Below are 22,261 nucleotides of genomic sequence, written 5' to 3' on the forward strand. Positions count from 1 at the left end.
AGTTCATTTTTCTTTTAAAAATTTCCGAAAAAAATCGTGTGTTTTGGGTTGTGGAGATATAGAGGTGTCGATGTTTTTTAGTCTTTAGATGGTAAAGTGGAGGTTGGCGGTTTGTTTGGCCACAAGCTCGGAGGCTATCCGCAACTGACTTTGTGGTGCGTCTTTATTTGAACGACAATTCATGGTTTTTAATAATAAATAAATGTATGTTTATGTTTTTAACCATATGAAAGATAATGAACACTAAAAAACTACTTGAATATTCAATATTTGCTAGGATATTTGTAGCCCTCATGTTTACGATAATGGTGGGCTTTATTATTAAATCCTTTATCCTTTTCCCGAATGAGTTGCTTTTTGATAACGTTATGGAATACACAAGTTCTAGGTATTCCAGTAACGGAAGATCAGGATGGACATATAACTTTTACGTATTAAATCAAGACGGATTGTTCGTAAGGGTTTTTGTGCTCCTCCCTATACTGTTTGCTACGGTTTTCTATTTTGGAGTATTATCGGCTATTTCGATTTTTTATAATTTAAAGTCAAAAAGGACAAAAGAGGCCGGTAGAGATACAAAGTTGGTCCTGCTTATCGCTTTTCCGTTTCTGGTAATGCCTAACTATTATTCCTTCAGTCAACTGTTCGATATAAATGAAAGAGGGGGGTATTTGGTGCAAGACAGGATATTGACTCCTGATAATAAGATATTGGAAATTGGAACCAGAAAACTTCGAGGGCACTATATAGAAAATAACTCTACTGTGAGTAATGATTCTAGCTTCTTGCTTGTAAGGCTAATAAATGAAAATAACGATGAAGAAATATTTCGTGATAAAATTGGCGTTGCCTCGCAAAATACCATGAACTTTCTTTGTGGAGATACTTTGTGGTTATTTCAGGAAAAAGCCCAATACCTGAAGGCATTAAGTATGAGATCCAAAAAAGTTTTGATAGAGGATAAAAACGGTCTTCTGGAAATGATGCCTGAAGGTTTGAATACGGGAATATCCGAATTATCTCATTCTCCCGCTCGCAAGAAAAGCATCTATATACACACTGACGACGGAAGGAAATTATATCTGCATACAGATATAAATACTGTGTCTGAAAGCTATAGGTACAAATCAAATAATACCGTTAAATACTATTTGAGGGCGGAAAATAAACATAGGTTTGTTTTGAATTCCAATGAAGTGCAGGTGCCTGTTAATTGGAGGAATGAAATTCTCTTGGATGCTGAAATCATTAACTACAAAGATGATACGATCATAATAAGGCATCGAAAAAAGGTCAATAGAGACGCTAAGTTTTTGATTACCGCTTACTCCATTAGCGATGCTAAGAAAATATGGGAATACTCAGAAGAGGAAAGCCCATTACTCGAAAAAGTGTACGGAAAGATCAAGGTTAAGGCGCTTATTAATAAGGGAGAAACGATTTTGAATCTATATGATACATATTCCCTTAAAGGTACTGTATTGGTAGATGCCCAAGGCAAACAAACAACGATAAACGGAACCTTAGATGCCTTGAGGTTATAGTAACTGACCTTTCGCTCGCCTTTCCTATTGCAATTTTGGAAATTATATGATAAGTGACCGATTTTTGAAAAATGAAAAGGAGAGACGGATTTGAATTATACACGGATTATCTTATTGCCAGTCGAGGGCAAGCCACCTCAACAGGGCTCTCAGCATCTTTGGACAATCAGATTCCCCATGATTATTTCAGCGACCTCCTCAAGCAACCGGACATGGACCAAAAGGCTTTTTGGAAAGAGGTGAAGTCTTTCGCCAGGAGTATTGAGGGCGAAGAGGCGGTTTTGAGTATCGACGATTGCATTGTCCACAAGCCTCATTCCTCGGAAAACGACATCGTAGCTTATCATTTCGACCATACTGTAGGCAAAGCGGTCAAAGGGATCAACTCCCTTAACTTTCTTCTGAGCAATACCGTGGAAGGACAAACGGTTAACTGTCCGGTCGCTTATGAGATCGTCCACAAGACGGTGAAATACATAGACAAGAACGGGAAGGAAAAGCGTAAAAGCGAGAAAACGAAAAATGAGATGGTACTGGAAGTTTTACACCGTCTAAACTTTCTGAACAAACTGGTTTTCAGGTACATTCTTTTCGATACGTGGTTCACCGCCAGCGATACGCTGAAGTATATTCATTACAAGCTCAAGAAGGTTTTCGTTTGCCCGCTGAAGAGCAACAGGAATATAGCAATGAGCGAAAAGGACAAAAACGAGGGCAAATTCATTCACGTTTCGGATGCGCCTATTGAAAGCGGTCAAGTGAAGCGGGTGTGGGTCAAGGGAGTTGATTTTCCTGTCACGCTCGCCAAACAAGTCTTTACAAACAGGGACCGGTCGACCGCGGAACAATGGCTGGTTACCAACGGGGAGAACATGGCTTTCGAGGATATCGTAGCGATCTACCAAAAACGGTGGAAAGTCGAGGAGTTCCATAAGTCGCTCAAGCAAAACACGATGTTAGGCAAGTCTCCCACAAAGATGGAGATTACCCAATTGAACCACATCTTCGCTTCCATGATCGCCTACATAAAACTGGAAAAACTGAAGGTTAAGGAGAAGCTGAATCACTTTGCGATAAAATCAAAATTGTATTTGAAGATGATAAAGGCTGCCATGGAAGAACTTGACGCCTTGCGGTCGGCCTGAAATATATTCATTAAGAATCGCTCTCCCAAATGCAGGGAGAGCGAAAGTTCAGTTATAGTAATTAACCAGCCTTTCACTCCCCCAATTCAGGGTGAGCGAAAGGTTAGATAATATACCAATCCGTTAATTTCAAAATAGCGACAAAAGAGCCGTAGACGACCAAAAAGCCAAACGAAATCAGAAAGTATTTGGGATAGGCTTTTTTCTGTTTTGAAAATACAAATTGGGCGCCCCAAGGTATCAGGGAGGTAAACGCTAAAATAAAATTGAATAATACGATAACCGAGGCTAAAATGCCTATGGCAAAAGCTGGGCGTATCGTTAAGTTGAATAAACCATACAAAGCCCCCATTGCCATAGCCACCGCCAAACTTATGATTCCGTATTTTATCCCTCTGGTTATTAAGCCAAAACCTGTTCTGGGTTTTTCTTTGTTTTGTTTTTCGCTTTTTTCCATCGCGGTATCCAAATATAAAATCCAGTGATAAAAAGCCCCGCGCATACCAGGCAAGAGACTAATGCGATTATTCTTGTGACATTTCCGCCGAATGTGCCGTAATGTAGAGGCGTGACCCAATCGATATAAACCCTGGAAGTGGGAGGCACGTCACGGTCACTGCTGAAGATCAGCGCGCCCGAATATTGATCGAAAGACATACGGGAAACATGTCCGACTTGATGATAATCGACGGGTTCCATAACGGAAACCGAGATTACGCCAAGGCTGTCTTTCGGCAGTTCGTATCCTTGTACTAACCCATCGGGTTTATGTTTTTTCACTTCCCGCTCAATATCGGAAAGACTGAGCGTGGGAGTGTCTGGTCTGTAAGCCGATTGCGGAGACAGAATGTTTTCTAGTGACTTGGGCGCCGCAAAACCCACAAGAAACAAACCTAGAATAATAAATTGGTTGAATGTGATGGCTGCGCCCGTCATGGAAAGTATGCTGATGACAGGCGAGAAATAGAAGCCCAGCGTATTGTGGGAATCGTAATTCACCCGCTTTGCGCTTGCGTCGGTTTTTATGGTTAAACGGCTTTTCAGATTCTTTAATTTCTTTGGTATCCAAAGCCTTAATCCGCTAATCATCAAAACGACGCACATCAGTGAACTGACGCCGACCAAATAACGCCCTACGGACGGGATTAGGAGCGTGCGGTGCAGGTGCTTGACAAATCCAGTGAACGATTCCCATTTATAAATCCTTTTTCCGGCAATATCGCCGGTATAGGGGTTCAGTATGAATTGGCGGTCATCGTCTTGCAAATAGCCGACGAAAGCGCCTCCAAGGTGTTCGTCGGAAAACAGGAAACGGATTTTTTCTTTTTCTCCGATTTGGCTTTCGAAGCGTTCTAAAATTTGATCGTAAGAAAGTTCCCGGTTATTTTTCGGGCTCCCGAATTCAAAAAGCTCGGGATTGAGCCAATGATCTATTTCCTGTTCGAAAACCAAAATGGCTCCCGTAAGGCTGACAATCAGCAAAACGGATCCCGCCAATACGCCGGCGGCGGTATGCCACTTGGCATACCACCGCTTTTGGTGTCTGTATAGCTTCCGTACGAAGTTGTTCCTTCCGGACATAAGCTTATTCTCCCAGTTTGAAGAAACCCGAAATTCGGCCCCCTTGCGAAATGTCGAAAGCCTTTTTGGTCGTGCCGGTGGCCGGATCGTATTCGTAAAGGGCGTTTACGTTTTCCGAAGGGTTAAGTACTCCGCAGTAAACTTTGTCGTCTATAATTGTCAGGTAAGAATCGTATGGGGAAGAGCCCGGCATATCTGGCAGAATCTTAACCGTTTGGGCTTCGAGATCAAGCTCCACGTACTGGCCGATCGACGAAGACCTGAGTAAAGCGAAAGCCTTTTGGAAATCCTCGGGAGTCCATTGCGAGAAGTCGGGTTTCTCTTTGAAAATGGCCAAGATTTCTTGTGGAAACGAAGTGGAGATGTTGGCGTAAGCCTTGCCGTTTTTGTGGTAAGTGAATTTTCCCATTACCTGTATAGGCATTTTGGCGTGAGCCGGGCTAATAGCGTCCACCACTTTAAAATCGTAATTCAGATCAAAGTCCGTTTGGCCAGCCGGGATTTTTACAATATTCGGCTTGATATTGGGAATATTCGAGTTTCCTTGGGTCGGGATATAGATATTACCATGCTCATCCACATAGTTTTGCTCCGTTCTGCGAACTACCACAGCGTCCGGAAATTTGATTGACTTAACAAAGGCGTTCGTCCTCAAATCAATATGGTTGTAGATCAATTCGCTACCGGCCCAAAGCGTGTTCTTTTGGGTGTAAGGGCGGGTGGCCACAAACATATCGTTGCCTCGGATTACGAATGATTCGTAAATCTGGTTTGTCCAATCATCTTCCCGGTATGCTTTTGACATATCGATTTTGCCTGTCGGAGTCATGGTCTCCGGATCGAAAATCGTGATGTCGTTATCGTTTACGTCGTCAATAAAAGCGGTGTTTTTGTCCTTGATTGCACCGTAGTAAGAAGGGGCGATAACAGGGAGTTGGCCCACTTTTTCAAGCTGTCCGTCAGCGTTTACCACCATTTTGTCCATGCCGGCGTCTTTGCTGCTGGTGATATTGCTGGAAATGATAAAGTTTTCGCCTTTCATCCGTGTGCGGAAGTTGGCGTATGATTTTCCCTGTGTATTATCGATGGTGCCTTCCGGCATCGTTTCGTAGTATTTCCAATAATTGGTCTCGGCCTGTGTGTACAATACGTAACCGCTGGTTTTGATACCTGAATCGGGAGCGGGATCGTCGTTGTCGTCACTGCAGGCGGTAAACAAAACGGCTGTCGCCAAAAGCGAAGTGGCTAGCTTTCTCATTATGATATTGGTATGGTTTAAAGAGTGTATCTGGCTTTGAGAGCGAAATAACGGCCCGGTCTGGGCACGCTATAAAAGTCGAATAACTCGGCGTCGAATACGTTGAAGGCTTTGGCGCTCAGCGAGAATTTCCTGTCCATCAGATAGGTGATTCCCAAATCCAAAGATTTTTGTTCCGGCACCCAGTTTTCGTCATTTCGTTGTTTTCCGTCGTGGGCGTGCATAAACTCGTCTACGTAATTGCCGAAAACGGTTGTTTTGAGGCTCTTTCCGTCACCGAACAGGTTTTCGAACAAATAGGAAACCTCCAGATTTCCGAAAAAGGTCGGGATATTCGGAACAGGTCTGCCCAAAAGGAATTCAGTGGACGGATCCAAGAAGCTGTCGATAAGGATTTCTTGGTATGTCGTGTTAAAAGAGTAATCGAGTTTTTCGAAAAGGGTGCCTGTCAGCGCCAACTCGACACCTTGGGATTTCACTTTGTCCTGATTGACATATCGTCCCATGCCGCGGGCGTCGGATTCCAGCCGGATAAGGTCTTGTTGTTTTCTCAGGAAGAAATTTACGTCGGCCGACAAATAATCGGAGAATGTGGCTTTGGCGCCGAGATTGAAGTTTCGGCTTTTTTCCGGTTTGAGATTGATGTTTGACTGCACTATGCTCAAATCGCCGAACAGCTCGTTTCGGTCCGGAATGCGAAGCGCCTGTTCGAAAGATGCTCTTACAAAGAAACTGTCGTTGAACGCCCATTTTGTGGCGATATTATATCCCCATTCACCGCCGGAGATTTTTTCGGGCTTTGTGCCTTCCTGGTTTTGGAGGCTTAGGTTGAGGCTTTTTAGTGAGTAATGATAATATTTGCCGGAGGCTGATAGGTCCAGCTTTTTTCCGAAGAATGCCCTTTTCAGCTCAAGGGAGCTAATGTTTTTCGATATATCGCTTCCTTCTTCGTTCGGGTCTATTGAGCCGGGCTGTTTGTATTCGTCATTGCCTTTACGGCGCTGGTATCCGTAAAAATTATTGGCCAAAACCGTTAAGTCCCCAAAGCTTTTTTCCACAGTGAATTTGTGGGCCATATTGGTTCCCGTAAGGTTCGGTTTTGTTGGGAATCTGGAGTATTCCGCCCCCGAGCCCAAGAATATCGAGGGGATTTCTTTGGTTACATTGTTCCCGTACCAATCGTAAATGATTTTTGTGGAATCTTCGGCTTGGTAATCGGTCAATCCGAGATTCGCGAAATAGCGGAGTTTCCAGCCCGATCGGAATTCCTTTTTTATATCCGCGCTTATGTTTATTCCCGTTTCTTGGTATTCCAATTCGCCGAATGGCAAAGTTCCGACTTTGAGGCCATGCTGAAATTCTTTTTCCGTGCGATTGGCATTGGCAGAGAACATCAGGCCAAAACCTTTTTCCTCATTACTATAACCAAAAGTGGCGCCTCCGTAGACGAAAGAATAGGCGTCGTGGAAACGCTCCACATCTACTTCCTCCACCTTTTTTACAAAACCTCCTTGCGGATCGTAGATATTGTTTCTGACCCGCATAGAGTAATTGTTGTCACTGCTTTTGTAATTAGCATTAGCCAAAACGTACCATCTTTTTCCCAATTTCCGGGAGAAGTTAAGAGAGGTCCGGTGCGTATTGAACGATCCGTATTCGTAAGAAATATCAGTTTTGTTCTCCGGATTTTGGTTGGTCACCACATTGATGCCGCCACCCAAAGCGTCGGTTCCGATATTCGAAGGCATTACGCCTTTATACACTTCAATTCTTTCGACATTACTTAAGGGAAGGTTATTCAGGTAGAATCCGCGCCCCAAATATTCGACGGGAATTCCGTTATAATAAAACCGAATGGCTTTGCCGGTCAGGCCGTTTAGCGAAATTGCCGATTGGCTTCCCATTCCGCCGGTTTGACGGATTTTTACGCCTTGTACTTTGCCCAAAAGCTTGCTGAGGTCTGTTGATTCCGATTGTACGGCTTTCGCGTCGATGGCGTTTACGGTTATCGCTTTTTCGGAAATTTCCGTATGTGTGGATTTTCCTTTTATGACTACGGCGTCCAATACGCGTTTATCCTCTTTGAGCGTAATATTACCGATGTCTGTCTTTTTCTTTTTTAATAAAACAGACAACGTGAATTGTTGATGACCTACCATGCTTACCGTTAATGAGCAAGACGCCTGATTTTTCACCTCTAATTCGAATTTGCCGTTTTTGTCCGTCACCGTTCCGGCAGAAAGGCCTTTTATCGCTACGGAAGCGTAGGGTAGAGGCTCGTTTCTTTCGTTGATAACTCGGCCTTTCACCCAATTTTGTCCGAATGCTGTTGCGCTGGAAAGAAAAAAGACGAGCGAAAAAATATGTTTCATTTTATAGGGTTTGATCTAAAGCGAACCCAAACTTATAATTTATTTATACCAAGTCCAAATAAAATCATTAAGGTGAGTGGTGTGCTTTGTATTGAGTTTCTAAGGGTTTATTTGTATTAATAAATTATGTATATAGTTAAATATTGAAATGGAAGAGGTTGATATTTAAAAAGTACTGTGATTTACATTTTTTATAATTGACGATATTTATTTGTGTTTGTCGAATCTCGAATAGCTTTTGGAGGGGTGAAAAACTTGCCAAAGTTTCCGTTTCCGCTTAACGTGGAAATCCTTTCGTTAATAATAATTAACGGGTGAAATTTATAGGGTTTTGGGAATAAAAAAACGGCGATAAAGGTTAACAGAAATGCTAGCCTTTACCGCCGTTTTGTTTTGGGCAATCGGAATGTTCTATCCGTTATTCCGCTTGTTCCGAAGTCAGTTTGTGCAAGAAGTGATAATGCTTCTCGTATTGGCAAATGGCGTCGGCGATAAGCTGTTCTTTCGGATAGCCGAACACGTCGTAGTCTTGTCCGCCGTTAAGCAAAAACACTTCTGCCCTGCAATAAGCCTCGCGTTCGCTGTTTACGTATTCGGGTACGTTAAAGCGTCTGACGTGGATTTCGTAGTGGAAATTCTCCTCGTCCGAATTGTCGATGCTTAGCATCAGTTTGTCTTGTTCAAAGGTGAGCTCGGTTTCGTATCCTTGTCCCCTGAGTTCTTTCTGGAGCTCGTCCATTGCCGGGAAGGCCACGTCTTTTAGGTACGTTCTTACCCGTGTTTGGCTCGGGAGTCTTGACAGATGTTTTACGCGGTCTTGCCAAGGCATTGACGCACTGCTGTACTGAACGGAGGTGGAGTGGCTAAGGATAGAATTCTGCAAAAGGTAATCGGCGCGGAGAGTCCGGATAAACGAGAACAGGGATATCAGGATCAAGAAAATCATTGGGAAAGCCGAAACGATAGTCATGGTCTGTAGCGCTCCGAGCCCGCCGGCGTAGAGAAGAACCGCGGCGACAAGGCCTTCGAGAACCGCCCAGAATACGCGTTGCCATACTGGAGGCTCTTCCAATCCGCCCGAGGCGAGGGTGTCGATTACTAAAGATCCGGAGTCGGAAGAGGATACGAAAAACGTAATTATCAGCATTACGCCGAGCATCGAGAGGAATGAGGAGAACGGGAAATATTCGAAGAATTTGAAGAGTGCGACCGGGACGTTGTTACTGATGGTATGAACCAAGTCTTGGGCGTGCCCGCTTAGAGCCAATGAAATGGCCGAGTTTCCGAAGACGGTCATCCACAGGAAGGTGAAAGCCGCGGGAACGAACAGCGCTCCACACATAAATTCGCGGATGGTACGCCCTTTGGATATCCGGGCGATAAAAATACCTACGAAAGGCGACCAAGAGATCCACCAGGCCCAGTAGAGTAAGGTCCAACCGCCAAACCAAGTCTCTTTTTTCTCATAGGCATAGAGGTTGAAAGTTTTGTAGATAAGATCGGAAAGATACGCTCCCGTATTTTGGACGTAGTCTTTCATCAGGCCCATAGAACTTCCCAAAAAGAGCACGGCCAGAAGAAGGCCTACGGCCAATGCCATATTTATGTTCGAGAGTTTCTTGATGCCTCCGTCTAGGCCAAGTACAACCGAGATGGTGGCCATGGCTGTAATACCGATGATAAGCAACACTTGGACGGTGGTGCTTATCGGAAGATCGAAAAGGTAGTTTAGTCCGGCGTTAACTTGGGTTACGCCATAACCAAGCGAAGTCGCTACGCCGAACATTGTTCCAATGATCGCGAAAGTGTCGATCATGTTGCCGATTTTGCCGTGGATTTTGTCTCCGATTAGCGGGTAAAAGGCCGAGCGTGGCAGAAGCGGTAAATTTTTTCTGTAGGCGAAGTAAGCCAAGATTACGGCCAAGGTAGCGTAGATGGCCCAAGCGTGCAGGCCCCAGTGAAAGAAGGTGATTTTCATCGCTTCTTGCGCTGCCTCGGGCGTGCCTCCCGGTCCGACGGGCGGGGTGCTGAAGTGCATAACCGGCTCCGCTACTCCGAAGAAGAGCAGGCCGATGCCCATACCGGCCGAAAACAACATGGAGAACCAAGAGACGTTTCCGTATTCGGGTTCCTCATGGTCGGGGCCGAGTTTGATATCGCCCATGCGCGAAAAGATAATCCCGAAAGAGAAAAACGTAATTACGGCTACGGCGAGAATATACACCCAGCTAGTGTTGGTGATAAGCCAAGCTTGGGTTTGTTTAAAGAACGCTTCCATGCTTTTGGGCCAAATGGCTCCGAAAGCGGTGATAAGGAAAATGACGGCCGCAGACCCGAAGAACACTTGCGGGTTGAGGTTGTCTTTGCTGAAAAGATTTTTCATAATAACTGAGAGGCGGTTATAGCCCTGTTTGTTTCTCATAAGTTTAGTGTCGCTCCGGCATGGCGAATTGCCCTAGGGCTTATCCTTAGGTTTAGCCTTGCTGGAACGTGTACGGATATGAGGACACAACTGAGCGGTCCGGCAACGATGGTTCGGACACAAGGCAATAGGCGTTCTTGTTTTGACGCGGGAATAAGACTAAAGGAAGCGATGGGCTGAAGTGCCGGTAAGCGGAATGTTACCAGAGGCGGAAAGTGCATTGCCCCTAGCTTACGCCATCCGATTAGTATACGGCTGGCGGGGTGTAGCGATCCGGTTGGTTACGGAACACCAAATTCGAAAAAGTGAATACTCGTTGGTTTTGCTTTTTGTATATCGCAGATATCATATCCGCTAATTTAGCAAATAATATTATGTTATCCTCGTTTCAGGGCGTTTAGGAAGGGGCGGGAGGAATCGAAACGAGCCGATTGACGTAGATTATTTTGTATCTTTGTGTGAAGCTGATTTTTAGTTCAATTTGAACCTGATTAGCCGTTTTATCTTGCGTAGTATAGTGGGGTTTGGGTTAAACTGTTTGATTGTCTATTGTTTATGGTCTCCTTGACGGGCATTCGAGTAATTCCTTTATTACATGTTAGGGTTTTAATGTTGTTTTTTTGTATAACAGTCTAGGGAGGCAAATTCAAATATTTCATGAATTTTAATCGTAAGTTCTTTTTGCTGTTCTGAGGTTTTATGGGTGTTTTTGGCCTTTGAGGGTCGTCTTTTTTATAGCGAAACCCTTGGGAAGGATGAGGGATTAATTGACCGAAAGGGAATCATTTTTTGTTAAACTGGAGCGCTCCCGCAATGAGTTTTAAGCGAGAATATTCCTTTAAGTTTTTTCTATTCTGGTTTTCTGCGCAATCAATAAAGGTAAGGTGCGAAAAGATGTGTGTTACATTTCTGACTTATGGAAAGGGAGAAAAGAGGCATGATTTCGTGGCTTGGAAGGCCTATTTCAGTGATGTTTTTCTTTTGAAATAACGGCTTATATTATTTGTGTATAGTGAGAATTCCCGCATAACCTTACCGGTATAAAAGAGGCCGGGTTATGCGGGAATGAGTTTGTGTTATTTAAGGCTTACTGTTTTGGAGGCTTTGCTGTCTTTGTGGTAAAACCAAGTTTGAGGCACGGGACGTACCTGCCCTTGCTTATCTACTAAATGCAGTTCTATATTCATACCGCCACCACCTTGGAAATAGTCGATAGCGATTGGATGGTAGCCTGCGGCTAAGGCGATTTGTCCGATTTTCTGTCTCGGCCCGTGATTGCCGTCATTGTCGCCGAGGGTTTTTCCGGCTATTTTCAGTATCCCGCCGTCATCGGAAACGAACTGGAAAGTGTATATCCCTTCTTCGGGAACTTTGATGTAGCCGTTGAAGATTAGGCCGAAGTGGCTCTTTTGGATATTTTCCGGGTAGGTAACGTTTGCGACAACGGTTTCTGTTACCGACTTTGCGTTTGACATAATATCCTTGACACTTCCGATTCCCTTTTTCAAAGGTACGTATTTGCAGGCTAATCCAGGCTGTGGGGCCACGGGTTTTGTGGGAATTCTGTAACCCTCTTTTTCGAGTTTCACGTTCATTACGTCACTTCCGCGGTTTTTTGAATTGAAAGCTTGCAGGCGCAACTCGGAGTTCTTTTCGAACTGTAGCGATCCGTCGAATTTTGGAGCGTTCGGGCCGGGAGCTGAGCCGTCGGTAGTGTAGCGGACGGTTAGGTTGCCGGGAGAGGTCAGTAGACGAACCTCTTTTTTGTCTAAGAATACATTGTTCTCCTGAACGTTGCCCAGAATAGGGATTCGGTAATGGACATTCATCAGGTCAAGACGTCCGAAATGCTTCACAATTCTGTTTTCGAAGTGATTCCAGGATTTGTTTTCTTTCGGAGTCCAGAGCGCCTCCGACAAGGCGAGCATGCGCGGCATCGCCATATAATCCATTCTGAGTTCCGACGGGATTCGTTCGGCCCACATACAGCCTTGTCCGCCGAGCAAGAGTTTTTGCTGTTCGGTGGTGGCCCCTACCGGCATTGGATCGTAAGAGTACGTTCTGCGCAGGCTGTTAATGTCTTGGGGGTAATCAAAATACCAGTGTGAATTCGGAGTCATAACCACTTGGTTGCCTTGTTGCAAAGCTTTGAGTGGTGCGTCAGGATGCGAGCTTCGCCAGAACATCATGGTGGCGGTCGGGCTCATGCCGCCTTCTAAGATTTCGTCCCAGCCCATCATCTTTTTCCCTTTCTTGTTAAGGTAGCGCTCGATTCTTTTTACGAAATAGGATTGCAGTTCGTCTTCGTTTTTGAGTCCTTCATTCTTGATTCTGCGTTGGCAGTCCGGGCATCTTTTCCATTCCCATTTTCCGACTTCGTCAGCGCCGATGTGGATGTATGGGGCGGGGAACAGTTCGCAAACTTCGTCCAAAATTCCCTGTACATAATCAAAAGCCTCTTCTTTTCCGGGGCAAAGCGTACCGGATCCTCTGCCGAAGCAGGAGACGTTTTTACCGATATTGGCCGATGAAAAGTGGCCGGGCATATCGATTTCGGGAATCACCGTAATATTCCTAACGCGCGCGTATTCGATAATTTCTTTGATGTCATCCTGAGCGAAGAATCCGCCGTAAACCGTTTTTCCGTCTTTTTCTACGAAAAAATCTTTGGTGGTGACGAAGGTGCTGTCGGTTTCGGCTTGCTTCTTACAGTGTCTGTCCAGACCATTTTCGGTGCGGTATGCGGCTTCTTCCGTCAAGCGCGGATGCTTTTTGATTTCGATTCTCCATCCCGGATCATCAGTCAAGTGCATATGGAAAACGTTGTACTTATAAAGCGCCATATAGTCGAGAAACTTTTTCGTATAAGCTTTCGAAAAGAAGTGGCGAGAATAATCGATCAACATGCCGCGGTAGGCGTACAGGGGCTTGTCCTCAATTTCCACTGCCGGTATGGTCCAATCTGTGCCTTTATTTTCCGATGCCGGGCTTTCAATTTTTTTCGGGAGTAATTGTCTTAAGGTCTGAATTCCGTTTATCAGCCCTGCGGTTTCAGCGGCCTGGATTTTTACGCCTTCCGAATCGCTGATTAGCCTGTAGCCTTCGGCTCCCGCTTCTTTAGCCAAGTCTTTACGGATTTCCAGAGAAATACTATTCTTTGACGCTTTTTTGTTTTTGACCGGAAAGTCGAAGCCGGTGGCGTTTTTTAGCTTTTCCCTTAAAAGAGTGGCGGTTTCCATTGAGCCTTGGTCGGAGGCGCAAGAGATTGAAGTGGAAGCGTCAAGTTTGAATCCGCCCGGAGCCTGTGTAAGGTTGATGGGACGGGGGATTACGGAAATCTCCGAAGTGACGGTATCCGGCTTGTCGGCGCAAGCCAACATAAGCAGGCCTAAAGCCAAGCTGAGTAGTGCGTGTGTGTTAAAATATCGCATAGGTAAAATATAAAAGGTAAAGTCGTAAACAGGCGGTTGGCTGAACTCTAATTAAGTAGGGTGAATGTATTAACACTATTTATTCGAATAATTCTCGGCTAGATTTAATCCGCATGCCTGAGAACCGTTGGCAAAAAGGTGAATTCCTTTATTGGTTAAGGAAGTTCTGGTGCCATTACGAAACAAGTGAAAACAAAAACGAAACAAAAACAGAGGCTACATTCGGTACCCTAAAAAAGACAAATAGAGGCTGGGTTTTAGACTGATGAGGGGGTGAGATGTGGGAAACAGTAAAAAAGAAAATAAATTAATATGGTGTTTCGGTTTTCAGTTACTGGGCAAACAGGGGTAAATGAGGAGTAAAAAATAAATGAGGAAATGAAATTGGAGTAATTGATCCCGCTATTTTTTAAAGAAAGTGATAACCTTTTTAAGGTATTAAAAAATTTGATACACAGGCATTGAAATTAAGAAAAGCTAGAGTGTTTTTATGGACGAATTTAAAAGAGCATTGCTGAATGTGTATATGGTATTATTTTTAATAAATTTTGCTATTCATATTTTTAATGCTACATTGAAATTGATAAATCTAAATTTTGGGTGATATTCAGTGCTTTATTTGAATTTATTCAAAGTATTGATATGTCTTTTTTGAGGTTTCGCCATTGTCTTTTTTTAGATTATGATTGACAAAGCATTAGCTATCGTAGCCGAAGAGCTTAATTCTTATTTCCTAAGAAGGAAAAGGAACTCGGAAGGGAAGGTTATTCTATCTCCTTTAACTAATCAGGACGGTAGTTCGGCGGTAAAAGAACAGAATAAGGTGGTGGTTAGTCTTGTCGATTTAACGGAGGAAACATTGCTCAAAAACCAAGTGCGGTTTCGGGAAAACAGTGAAAATAAAATCGGAGAAGTAAAACCGTCTGTCAATCTCAACTTGCATATACTCTGCTCAGCATATTTTGCCCCGGCCAATTATCAAGAATCCCTTTCATATTTGTCAGGGGTTATCGCGTTTTTCCAAATGAAACCGGTTTTCGAATCTGACAACACGCCCTTGATGCGGACTTTTGGAATTGAGCGATTGGTTTTTGAGATGCAACATCAAGATACCAACTCGAAAAACAATATGTGGAACTCTTTAGGCTCAAAATACCTGCCTTCGGTTTTGTATAAAGTAAGGCTTATTTCCTTTAGAGATGATAACGCCGGAGAGTTGTTGCCTGGAATTTCCGGGGCTGATTCTAACTTGTCTTCATAGTGTTATGGGCATGGCGTACGAATGTCTTTTTGAGGTCGTTGTAGCGCACGATTATTATTCTGAAAGTGGGATGGAGGCTATTTTTGAGTTTAGTCCAACTACAAAGTGCGCTGAGCTATTGAAAGGTAATCAGCTAATTATAAAAAGGGTAACGAACGGAGTTAAAGTATTGGCTTTGGCTGATAGAAAAGAAAATAATTCATTTTGTGTGGATGAGCGGTCAAGGTTTCGCTCGAATCTGGATTTTAAGGTTAAAGTCATTGATCCGTATTTTGAGGCGTACACCAAATTGCCATGTCAGCTAAATTCTATTTGTGTTGACTTTGATGGAGGTGAAATGCGGGTAGAGAATGTGAAAAGGGCATTAAAGAGTGTGGCGGTTCACATTGGAAGCGGTGTGGCGGTTGATAATCTAAGTTGTTACGATTCATTGGGGCAGGAACTGGGTGGATACGTGTTCAAAAAGAGGGGTGATGACATTTTCTTGGATTTAAGTAAAGAAGCGGAAGGAGGATATTTTATAAGGCAGGACGATAGCCCGATTATGAGCCTTTTTGTTGCGGAGTCGCTGGAAGCCAGTTCGTTTTATTGCTCCGTTAACGTTGGCGATTGTTTTGACGATGCATGGTGTTTTTCCAAAAGCACTCTTAAAGTTGGGTTTGAAGCTAAATCAGGGTATTGGAAATATATGATACCGAAAGCTGGATTGAATACATGGAATACGATTTTAATAGAGGATAAAGATAAAGAGGGTCCAGTTTCTTTTGATCAATCGGGAGAAGCAGAAGATTTTATAGAGATGATCTCTGACAGAGAATTAAAGCTGTCAAAGGTTTGTGAACGGGTATTTCAGTTGAAAGGGACAACAATACAGAGCGCTACACCGAAAATATTGGTGAGGCACCTTCCTGTACCAAAAAAAAATCATATTCAGAAGCGGGATGAGCGGGGACGTACAGTGTCTGAGATCTATGTTATTTTATAAACATTAACAGTAAGTTATGGCTCAAATGAAAACCCCAGGCGTTTACATCAAAGAACTGAACGCCTTCCCCAATTCCGTGGTCGAAGTGTCGACGGCGGTGCCGGCATTTATCGGTTATACCGAACGCGCCGAGAATGCGGGAAAACCCTTGGACGGAATGCCCGTAAGGATTACGTCATTGGCGGAATTTAACCAGTACTTTGGCGGACCGGCACCCTCAACGTTTACGCTGGCCGAAGCAACGGCACCTGCAGAAGGTGATGAAGGAAAATCAGCGTCGGCTCCCGATATTAAAGTAGCGGATAAGACAGATGGACAGAAGGGCGTTTTTAAGGGCTATGATATAAATGAAGTAGGGCCTAATTTCAGGTTGTATAACTCCATAAGATTGTTTTATCAGAATGGGGGAGGGCCTTGCTATATTGTTTCCATTGGCAATTATTCCGCCAAAAGCATTGATCCGGGAGTACTTACAGACGGTCTAAATCCATTGGTTAAGGAGATGGAGCCGACGATGCTGATCATCCCGGAACTAACCAGCCTAGAGTCGGCTGATGATGCGTTTCCTGTTCAACAAGCCATGTTAGGCCAATGTCAGAAAATGCAAAGCAGGATCAGTATACTGGATGTCTTTGACGGATTTAAAGAAAGGGATCCTGATCCGAAAGTTGATGTAATCAATGTATTTAGAAATACGGTCGGCACTAACGCGTTGATGTACGGAGCCGCCTATTACCCATGGTTACATACTACAATTGTACAAGATTCTGAGTTAGGTCTTCATAACCTGGATGACGATGGTTTGGCTAAGCTTAAAGACCTGTTGACGATCGAACAAACAAGCGGTTTGTCGGATGAGGATAAAGGCAAACAAGCTGTGGTGGATATGCTAAGCCTGTTTGACTTGGTAATGACTCGCGGGGCTGATGGAGACGGTAATGAAGTTCTTGCTGTTCAGGATATTCATAATATGCTAATCACGCTTAGCCCGGCTTACAACAGTATCATTACGGATATCAAAAATCGTTTGAATTTGTTGCCTCCTTCTTCGGCAATGGCCGGAATTATGACAATGGTTGACGCCACTAGAGGAGTCTGGAAAGCGCCGGCTAATGTTTCCGTTAATTCGGTAATCGCTCCTACTGTAAATATCAGCCATGATGAGCAACAGGACTTGAACGTTACTTTGCAAGGAAAATCCATTAACGCTATTCGTTCGTTTATTGGCGAGGGCGTGTTGGTTTGGGGAGCTAGGACTTTGGACGGTAATAGCCAAGACTGGCGTTATATCAACGTTCGCCGTACGATGATTATGCTTGAACAGTCGATAAAGGCGGCCGCGAAGGCATTTGTTTTTGAACCGAACGTTGCCGGGACGTGGATTACGATAAAAGGTATGATCGAAAACTTCCTTTACCAACAATGGAAAAACGGAGCCTTGGCCGGGTCGCAGGCCGCTGACGCCTATTCCGTAAGTGTAGGTTTGGGCAGTACGATGACAGCGAATGATATCCTTGACGGAATTATGCGGATTACCGTTTTGGTTGCGATTTCAAGGCCTGCCGAGTTTATCGAAATAACCTTCCAGCAACAGATGCAGAAGTCGTAATCCGGTTTGGATTTTTATTAATGGTTTGGAATAACCCTTTTCCAAATCGCACTTTTATCAAAATGAAATAATATAAAAATTTAAAACAATACAGTCATGGCGGATGCAGATGGATCAGCACAATCGGCCGTATGGCCCTTACCTAAGTTTTATTTTCAGGTAAAATGGGACGATAAAGAATTAGCTTTTCAGGAAGTGTCAGGATTGGAGACTGAGACACAGGAAATTGAGTATAGGCACGGTAACAGTCCTGTTTTTTCAACGATAAAAATGCCCGGTATAGCAAAGCAGGGCAGAGTGACTATGAAGAAAGGTGTTTTCAAAAGCGATAACTCTTTCTGGGATTGGTATAGTCAAATTAAGCTTAATACCATTAAGCGTATTCCTGTTACGATTAGCCTTTTGGACGAATCAGGAGCGCCGACAATGGTTTGGAAACTGAAGAATGCTTGGCCGGCGAAGATTTCGGGAACAGACCTGAAGTCTGATGGTAATGAAGCTGCTATTGAGACTATTGAAATCGTGCATGAAGGAATAACAATCGAAAACTCATAATAGCCTAAGCAAAAGGGAGTGGCTTGGGTCACTCCCGAAATGCTTGTCAAAATATGTATCGGAAATATATTTAGATTATGGCGGATAGCGATACGGATTGGACCCCGGCGGTTTCCTTTTATTTTAATGTGAAAGTAATCGGGTTTGATGATAATTACGATTATGCTTTTAAGGAAGTGGCGGGTCTGAGCGCTGAAAACAAATATGAGGAGATAAGGGAAGGTGGCGTAAATGACTTTTTCTGGAAAGTACCGCAAGAGACGATATATCCGAATTTGGTATTGAAAAGAGGTATGGCCACTATGGATTCGCGATTAAGTGATTGGGTGGTGGATTCTATTGTTAATGATTTTCAGAAAAAAATAGAGTTACATGATATTGAGGTCTCTCTACTGAATCATGAAAGCGAAAATCTTATCACTTGGACATTTAGAAACGCCCGTCCCATAAAATGGACCGTATCGGATCTGGACTCTATGAAGAATGAATTGTTGGTCGAAACCTTGGAATTTTGCCATACAGGATTTACCGTATCAGCTGATGATAGCATGGGCTTAGGGTTGCTATTTTGATGACCATTAAGTTTTTAGGTTGACGGATATTTTTAAAGCAATGACAATTGAGATAAAAGAACTGTTGATTCGCACAACATTAGAAAAAGATAGTGTAAGGAAGGGTAGGGAACAGACTAAAGAGGTGGATGAAAAAGAGCTTTCCGAGAGGATTTTCCGAAAGTGTAAAACCTATGTCGATAAGAAATTGAGGACGAAAAATTCCAGATAAGATGTCGGGAGCATTACAGAAATTATTGATCAAAGGCTATAGCGATTATAAGTATTCCGATGAAGCTGGGCGTATAGAGCTGATGATCAACCCCTCGAAGATGAGTCGGAATGCGAGTATTCGTTACAAACACCCAGAAACTTATGGGCCATTAGGCTCCAAGAGTGACGAATTTTATCGTTTGGGGCCTGAAAATTTGAGTTTTGAAACGCTTTTGGATGATACGGGAGCAATAGCCGATAAGAGTGGCAAAACTCTGGATCAGAAAATCAGTTTGATGCGGGATACCCTTTTCAAGGTTAATTCGAAAACGCACCAGCCGAGTTTTTCGAAATTGATTTGGGGTAGCTTTGAGTTTCGGGGGCGGCTGGAAAAGATGGATATCGATTATACGATGTTCAAACCCGATGGAACTCCGTTACGAGCTAAAATCAATTTCGCTTTTTTGGGGTATATCAATACTCAGCAGGAGGCGAATGAACAAGGATTGAATTCACCGGATCTGACTCACCGTGTTACTGTAAAGCCGGGCGACAACCTGCCATTGATGTGCGCTCAGATATATGAGGATAGCAGTTATTATATAAAAGTGGCGGCGTTTAACGGGTTAACGGATTTTCGGAATATTAGTCCGGGAACAGAGTTGTTTTTTCCTCCTCTAAAATAGATTTATGGCAGATTCGCCTCTAAAAGATGTAGCGCTAACTACCTATGAGATATTAATAGAAGGGAACACTGTTAGCCAAACGGTTCCCGTAACGGGTATTTATGTAAATAGGTCGTTGAACCATATCCCATACGCAACGGTCCGGATAGGCGACGGAAGTCCCGCAAAACAGGATTTTCCACTGTCTGAAGGAGATGATTTTGTTCCGGGCAAAGAGATTGAAATAAAAGCAGGCTATTTATCCAAAAACGAATCGATTTTCAAAGGGGTAATTGTTAGGCAAAGTCTTATAGTTAATAGGGATGAGGCTCCCTTGATAGAGGTTGAGTGTAAGGAAAAGGTGGCTAAGATGACAGTGGTCCGAAAAAGCGCTTTTTTTGAGAAACAGAAAGACTCCGATATTATTTCCTCGATTATTGGAGACGCTGGTCTGTCCGCCGATGTGGAGGAGACGAACACAAAGCATGAAAGCCTAACGCAATACAATTGTACGGATTGGGATTTTATTTTGATGCGATCGGAAGCCAATGGAAAAGTCGTTTCATGCCTAGATGGGAAAGTAAGCGTTAAAGCTCCGGAAGTCTCTTCCTCGGAAGTATTGACGGTTACCTTCGGAAAAGATTTGGTGGATATGAAAATGGATTTGGATGCTCAGAATCAATTGTCCGAAGTGAAAAGTATGGGTTGGGATCCGTCTGAGCAGAAAGCCGTGACGGCTACCGGCAAGAATCCTTCAGTTAATGCCCAGGGAAATATTGATTCGAAAAAACTCGCTGAAGTTTTTGGGATAAGCGATACTGTATTGCGTAATAACGCTGACGCTACGGAGAAATCGTTGGAAGATTGGGCCTCAGCCAAGATGCTGAAATCGTGGATGTCTCGGGTGCGTGGCGAAGTTCGGTTTCAAGGTAACACCAATGCCTTGCCGGGCAAAACTCTGGAAATGGAGGGCGTAGGAGACCGTTTCAATGGAAAGGCTTACGTATCAGGCGTTGAACATGAAATAGAGGACGGACATTGGGTGACGACGTGCTATCTGGGGCTGGAACCTAGCTGGTTTGCTACAAAACCGGATGTGCAACCCATTGATGTGTCCGGTTTAATGGCGGGGGTAAAAGGGTTATTGACCGGAGTTGTGAAACAGTTAGACGAAGATCCGGAGGATGGTTTTCGGGTGATGGTTAATATTCCTGTATTATTTCAAGATGGGGAAAATGTGTGGGCCCGTATGTCGAATTTTTATTCCACGTCAGGGCAAGGTGTTTTCTTTATTCCGGAAATAGGGGATGAGGTGATTCTTGGTTTCGTAAACGGCGACCCTTCGGCCCCAATTGTTTTGGGAAGCCTTTATAGCGGAAAGAATAAGGCACCTTATGATATGACTAAGGATAATTACACCAAAGCGTTTACGACTAAAGCGGAGAACAAGATCGAATTTAATGATGAAAAGAAAATCATAACGATAACTACGCCCGCTGAAAACAAAGTTGTGTTAGATGATGATCAAGGAAGTATTCTTATTCAAGATAAGAATTCGAATAAAATGACAATGGACGATTCCGGAATTTGCCTTCAAGACAAAAACGGGAATAAGATAACGATGTCTTCCGGAGGAATAGAGATTAAAAGCGCTTCGGACGTTAAGATTAACGCTACACAAAACATTCAAGCCTCTGCGACTATGGATGCGGAAGTGAAAGCGACCAATAATGTGAAAATCTCGGGATTACAGATTACGAATACGGCCAACGCAAAATTTTCGGCTTCGGGTAACGCCCAAGCGGAGTTAGTGTCGTCTGGACAAACGGCCGTAAAAGGAACAATGGTGATGATAAACTGAGTCCTGTTTTTTAATAAGAAAATAATTGAAAATAGATTTTTATGCCTCCAGCAGCAAGATTGACCGATATGCATACATGTCCGATGCAAACGCCGGGAGTTCCACCCATTCCGCATGTGGGAGGTCCGGTTACGGGGCCGGGACAACCCAACGTTTTGATTGGAGGTTTACCGGCAGCAAAAGTCGGTGATATGTGCGTTTGTGTTGGTCCGCCCGATAGTATAGTAAAGGGTTCGGCTACGGTGCTGATCGGCGGAATGCCAGCCGCTAGAATGGGCGACACTACCGCTCATGGTGGTTCTATTGTGATGGGTCTGCCCACAGTATTGATTGGTGGTTAAATTCATAAAGGTTTTTAGTTGAATCTGATGAAAGACGAAGCGTTTTTAGGCAAAGGTTGGGGGTTTCCGCCTCGGTTTGATGCTGTTAATCGCGGAGCCGTAATGGTGGATAAGCGAGAGGATATAGAGGAAAGTATAGGAATCCTTTTGAATACCTATCCCGGCGAAAGGGTTATGAATCCTGAGTATGGATGTAAACTGTTTCGGTATGTAAATGAAGTGATATCCGAGTCTCTTTTTACGGAAATAAGAGAGACTGTCCGTTGGGCTATTATTGATTTCGAGCCTAGGGTTTTGGTTGTTGATATAAGCTTGGATTACGATCCGTCGGATGCGGTTGGACTTATCAGAATCAATATTCTGTATGAAATCAAGGAAACCAATACAAGGCACAATATGGTGTATCCTTATTATTTGTTGGAAGGAAGTAACCTTTAATCAAGTAAAAACAGAAGCGGTACTTTAAA

The 22,261-nt window shown here is 43.7% G+C and carries 18 protein-coding genes; 12 read left to right on the forward strand and 6 right to left on the reverse strand.

From position 1 onward, the window contains the following. Positions 1 to 236: 236 nt before the first annotated feature. Together AABK39_RS09000 and AABK39_RS09005 are read left to right on the forward strand one after the other, a co-directional pair. On the forward strand, positions 237 to 1,544 hold the full coding sequence (locus AABK39_RS09000) for a hypothetical protein (protein ID WP_338394599.1): 1,308 nt from the start codon (positions 237 to 239) through the stop codon (positions 1,542 to 1,544). A gap of 71 nt (positions 1,545 to 1,615) precedes the next feature. After that, positions 1,616 to 2,689 carry an IS701 family transposase gene (locus AABK39_RS09005; protein ID WP_338392425.1) on the forward strand — a complete coding sequence of 358 codons (1,074 nt, stop codon included), beginning with the start codon at positions 1,616 to 1,618 and terminating at the stop codon, positions 2,687 to 2,689. Positions 2,690 to 2,792: 103 nt separating this feature from the next. Here AABK39_RS09005 and AABK39_RS09010 read toward each other — a convergent pair whose 3' ends face one another. The 6 genes from AABK39_RS09010 to AABK39_RS09035 all read right to left on the reverse strand — a co-directional run bounded on the left by AABK39_RS09010 (position 2,793) and on the right by AABK39_RS09035 (position 13,753). Then, complete coding sequence (locus tag AABK39_RS09010; RefSeq protein ID WP_338394600.1) at positions 2,793 to 3,146, reverse strand: hypothetical protein; 354 nt, start codon at positions 3,144 to 3,146, stop codon at positions 2,793 to 2,795. After that, positions 3,092 to 4,270, reverse strand: coding sequence for a PepSY-associated TM helix domain-containing protein (locus AABK39_RS09015; RefSeq protein ID WP_338394601.1), 1,179 nt, complete (start codon positions 4,268 to 4,270; stop codon positions 3,092 to 3,094). Before AABK39_RS09015 ends, AABK39_RS09010 begins: the two co-directional genes overlap by 55 nt. Before the next feature lie 4 nt (positions 4,271 to 4,274). Continuing rightward, entirely contained in the window at positions 4,275 to 5,528 is a 1,254-nt protein-coding gene (locus AABK39_RS09020) for a Kelch repeat-containing protein (RefSeq protein WP_338394602.1), read from the reverse strand. 17 nt (positions 5,529 to 5,545) lie between these two features. After that, a complete protein-coding gene (locus AABK39_RS09025) occupies positions 5,546 to 7,900 on the reverse strand; it encodes a TonB-dependent receptor (protein ID WP_338394603.1) in 2,355 nt (784 codons plus the stop codon). A gap of 418 nt (positions 7,901 to 8,318) precedes the next feature. Next, a complete protein-coding gene (locus AABK39_RS09030; RefSeq protein WP_338394604.1) occupies positions 8,319 to 10,322 on the reverse strand; it encodes a BCCT family transporter in 2,004 nt (667 codons plus the stop codon). A gap of 1,076 nt (positions 10,323 to 11,398) precedes the next feature. Continuing rightward, positions 11,399 to 13,753 carry a family 20 glycosylhydrolase gene (locus AABK39_RS09035; RefSeq protein WP_338394605.1) on the reverse strand — a complete coding sequence of 785 codons (2,355 nt, stop codon included), beginning with the start codon at positions 13,751 to 13,753 and terminating at the stop codon, positions 11,399 to 11,401. 682 nt (positions 13,754 to 14,435) lie between these two features. Between AABK39_RS09035 and AABK39_RS09040 the strand changes: the two genes are divergently transcribed. The 10 genes from AABK39_RS09040 to AABK39_RS09080 all read left to right on the forward strand — a co-directional run bounded on the left by AABK39_RS09040 (position 14,436) and on the right by AABK39_RS09080 (position 22,232). Further along, on the forward strand, positions 14,436 to 15,014 hold the full coding sequence (locus AABK39_RS09040) for a DUF4255 domain-containing protein (RefSeq protein ID WP_338394606.1): 579 nt from the start codon (positions 14,436 to 14,438) through the stop codon (positions 15,012 to 15,014). 10 nt (positions 15,015 to 15,024) lie between these two features. Beyond that, complete coding sequence (locus AABK39_RS09045; RefSeq protein WP_338394607.1) at positions 15,025 to 15,999, forward strand: hypothetical protein; 975 nt, start codon at positions 15,025 to 15,027, stop codon at positions 15,997 to 15,999. A 16-nt stretch (positions 16,000 to 16,015) separates the two neighbouring features. Further along, on the forward strand, positions 16,016 to 17,608 hold the full coding sequence (locus tag AABK39_RS09050; protein WP_338394608.1) for a phage tail sheath family protein: 1,593 nt from the start codon (positions 16,016 to 16,018) through the stop codon (positions 17,606 to 17,608). Between the two features lie 96 nt (positions 17,609 to 17,704). Then, entirely contained in the window at positions 17,705 to 18,163 is a 459-nt protein-coding gene (locus AABK39_RS09055; RefSeq protein WP_338394609.1) for a phage tail protein, read from the forward strand. Positions 18,164 to 18,240: 77 nt separating this feature from the next. After that, complete coding sequence (locus tag AABK39_RS09060; protein ID WP_338394610.1) at positions 18,241 to 18,735, forward strand: phage tail protein; 495 nt, start codon at positions 18,241 to 18,243, stop codon at positions 18,733 to 18,735. 40 nt (positions 18,736 to 18,775) lie between these two features. Next, positions 18,776 to 18,946: a DUF5908 family protein gene (locus AABK39_RS27730; protein WP_421825160.1), complete on the forward strand. Its 171-nt coding sequence runs from the start codon at positions 18,776 to 18,778 to the stop codon at positions 18,944 to 18,946. Position 18,947: 1 nt separating this feature from the next. Continuing rightward, a complete protein-coding gene (locus AABK39_RS09065; protein WP_338394611.1) occupies positions 18,948 to 19,613 on the forward strand; it encodes a CIS tube protein in 666 nt (221 codons plus the stop codon). 4 nt (positions 19,614 to 19,617) lie between these two features. Further along, on the forward strand, positions 19,618 to 21,453 hold the full coding sequence (gene vgrG, locus AABK39_RS09070) for a type VI secretion system tip protein VgrG (protein WP_338394612.1): 1,836 nt from the start codon (positions 19,618 to 19,620) through the stop codon (positions 21,451 to 21,453). A 41-nt stretch (positions 21,454 to 21,494) separates the two neighbouring features. After that, a complete protein-coding gene (locus AABK39_RS09075) occupies positions 21,495 to 21,794 on the forward strand; it encodes a PAAR domain-containing protein (protein WP_338394613.1) in 300 nt (99 codons plus the stop codon). Positions 21,795 to 21,821: 27 nt separating this feature from the next. Then, positions 21,822 to 22,232 (forward strand): GPW/gp25 family protein, encoded by a 411-nt coding sequence (locus AABK39_RS09080; RefSeq protein WP_338394679.1) that lies wholly within the window; start codon positions 21,822 to 21,824, stop codon positions 22,230 to 22,232. Positions 22,233 to 22,261: the final 29 nt, after the last annotated feature.

This window comes from Fulvitalea axinellae (assembly GCF_036492835.1).
Classification (GTDB): Bacteria; Bacteroidota; Bacteroidia; order Cytophagales; family Cyclobacteriaceae; genus Fulvitalea; species Fulvitalea axinellae.

Bases quoted from the DNA above. Each gene is read 5' to 3' on its own strand.
- AABK39_RS09000 (WP_338394599.1), top strand. From the start codon at position 237: ATGAACACTAAAAAACTACTTGAATATTCAATATTTGCTAGGATATTT.
- AABK39_RS09005 (WP_338392425.1), top strand. From the start codon at position 1,616: ATGAAAAGGAGAGACGGATTTGAATTATACACGGATTATCTTATTGCC.
- AABK39_RS09010 (WP_338394600.1), bottom strand. From the start codon at position 3,146: ATGGAAAAAAGCGAAAAACAAAACAAAGAAAAACCCAGAACAGGTTTT.
- AABK39_RS09015 (WP_338394601.1), bottom strand. From the start codon at position 4,270: ATGTCCGGAAGGAACAACTTCGTACGGAAGCTATACAGACACCAAAAG.
- AABK39_RS09020 (WP_338394602.1), bottom strand. From the start codon at position 5,528: ATGAGAAAGCTAGCCACTTCGCTTTTGGCGACAGCCGTTTTGTTTACC.
- AABK39_RS09025 (WP_338394603.1), bottom strand. From the start codon at position 7,900: ATGAAACATATTTTTTCGCTCGTCTTTTTTCTTTCCAGCGCAACAGCA.
- AABK39_RS09030 (WP_338394604.1), bottom strand. From the start codon at position 10,322: ATGAGAAACAAACAGGGCTATAACCGCCTCTCAGTTATTATGAAAAAT.
- AABK39_RS09035 (WP_338394605.1), bottom strand. From the start codon at position 13,753: ATGCGATATTTTAACACACACGCACTACTCAGCTTGGCTTTAGGCCTG.
- AABK39_RS09040 (WP_338394606.1), top strand. From the start codon at position 14,436: ATGATTGACAAAGCATTAGCTATCGTAGCCGAAGAGCTTAATTCTTAT.
- AABK39_RS09045 (WP_338394607.1), top strand. From the start codon at position 15,025: ATGGCGTACGAATGTCTTTTTGAGGTCGTTGTAGCGCACGATTATTAT.
- AABK39_RS09050 (WP_338394608.1), top strand. From the start codon at position 16,016: ATGGCTCAAATGAAAACCCCAGGCGTTTACATCAAAGAACTGAACGCC.
- AABK39_RS09055 (WP_338394609.1), top strand. From the start codon at position 17,705: ATGGCGGATGCAGATGGATCAGCACAATCGGCCGTATGGCCCTTACCT.
- AABK39_RS09060 (WP_338394610.1), top strand. From the start codon at position 18,241: ATGGCGGATAGCGATACGGATTGGACCCCGGCGGTTTCCTTTTATTTT.
- AABK39_RS27730 (WP_421825160.1), top strand. From the start codon at position 18,776: ATGACAATTGAGATAAAAGAACTGTTGATTCGCACAACATTAGAAAAA.
- AABK39_RS09065 (WP_338394611.1), top strand. From the start codon at position 18,948: ATGTCGGGAGCATTACAGAAATTATTGATCAAAGGCTATAGCGATTAT.
- vgrG (WP_338394612.1), top strand. From the start codon at position 19,618: ATGGCAGATTCGCCTCTAAAAGATGTAGCGCTAACTACCTATGAGATA.
- AABK39_RS09075 (WP_338394613.1), top strand. From the start codon at position 21,495: ATGCCTCCAGCAGCAAGATTGACCGATATGCATACATGTCCGATGCAA.
- AABK39_RS09080 (WP_338394679.1), top strand. From the start codon at position 21,822: ATGAAAGACGAAGCGTTTTTAGGCAAAGGTTGGGGGTTTCCGCCTCGG.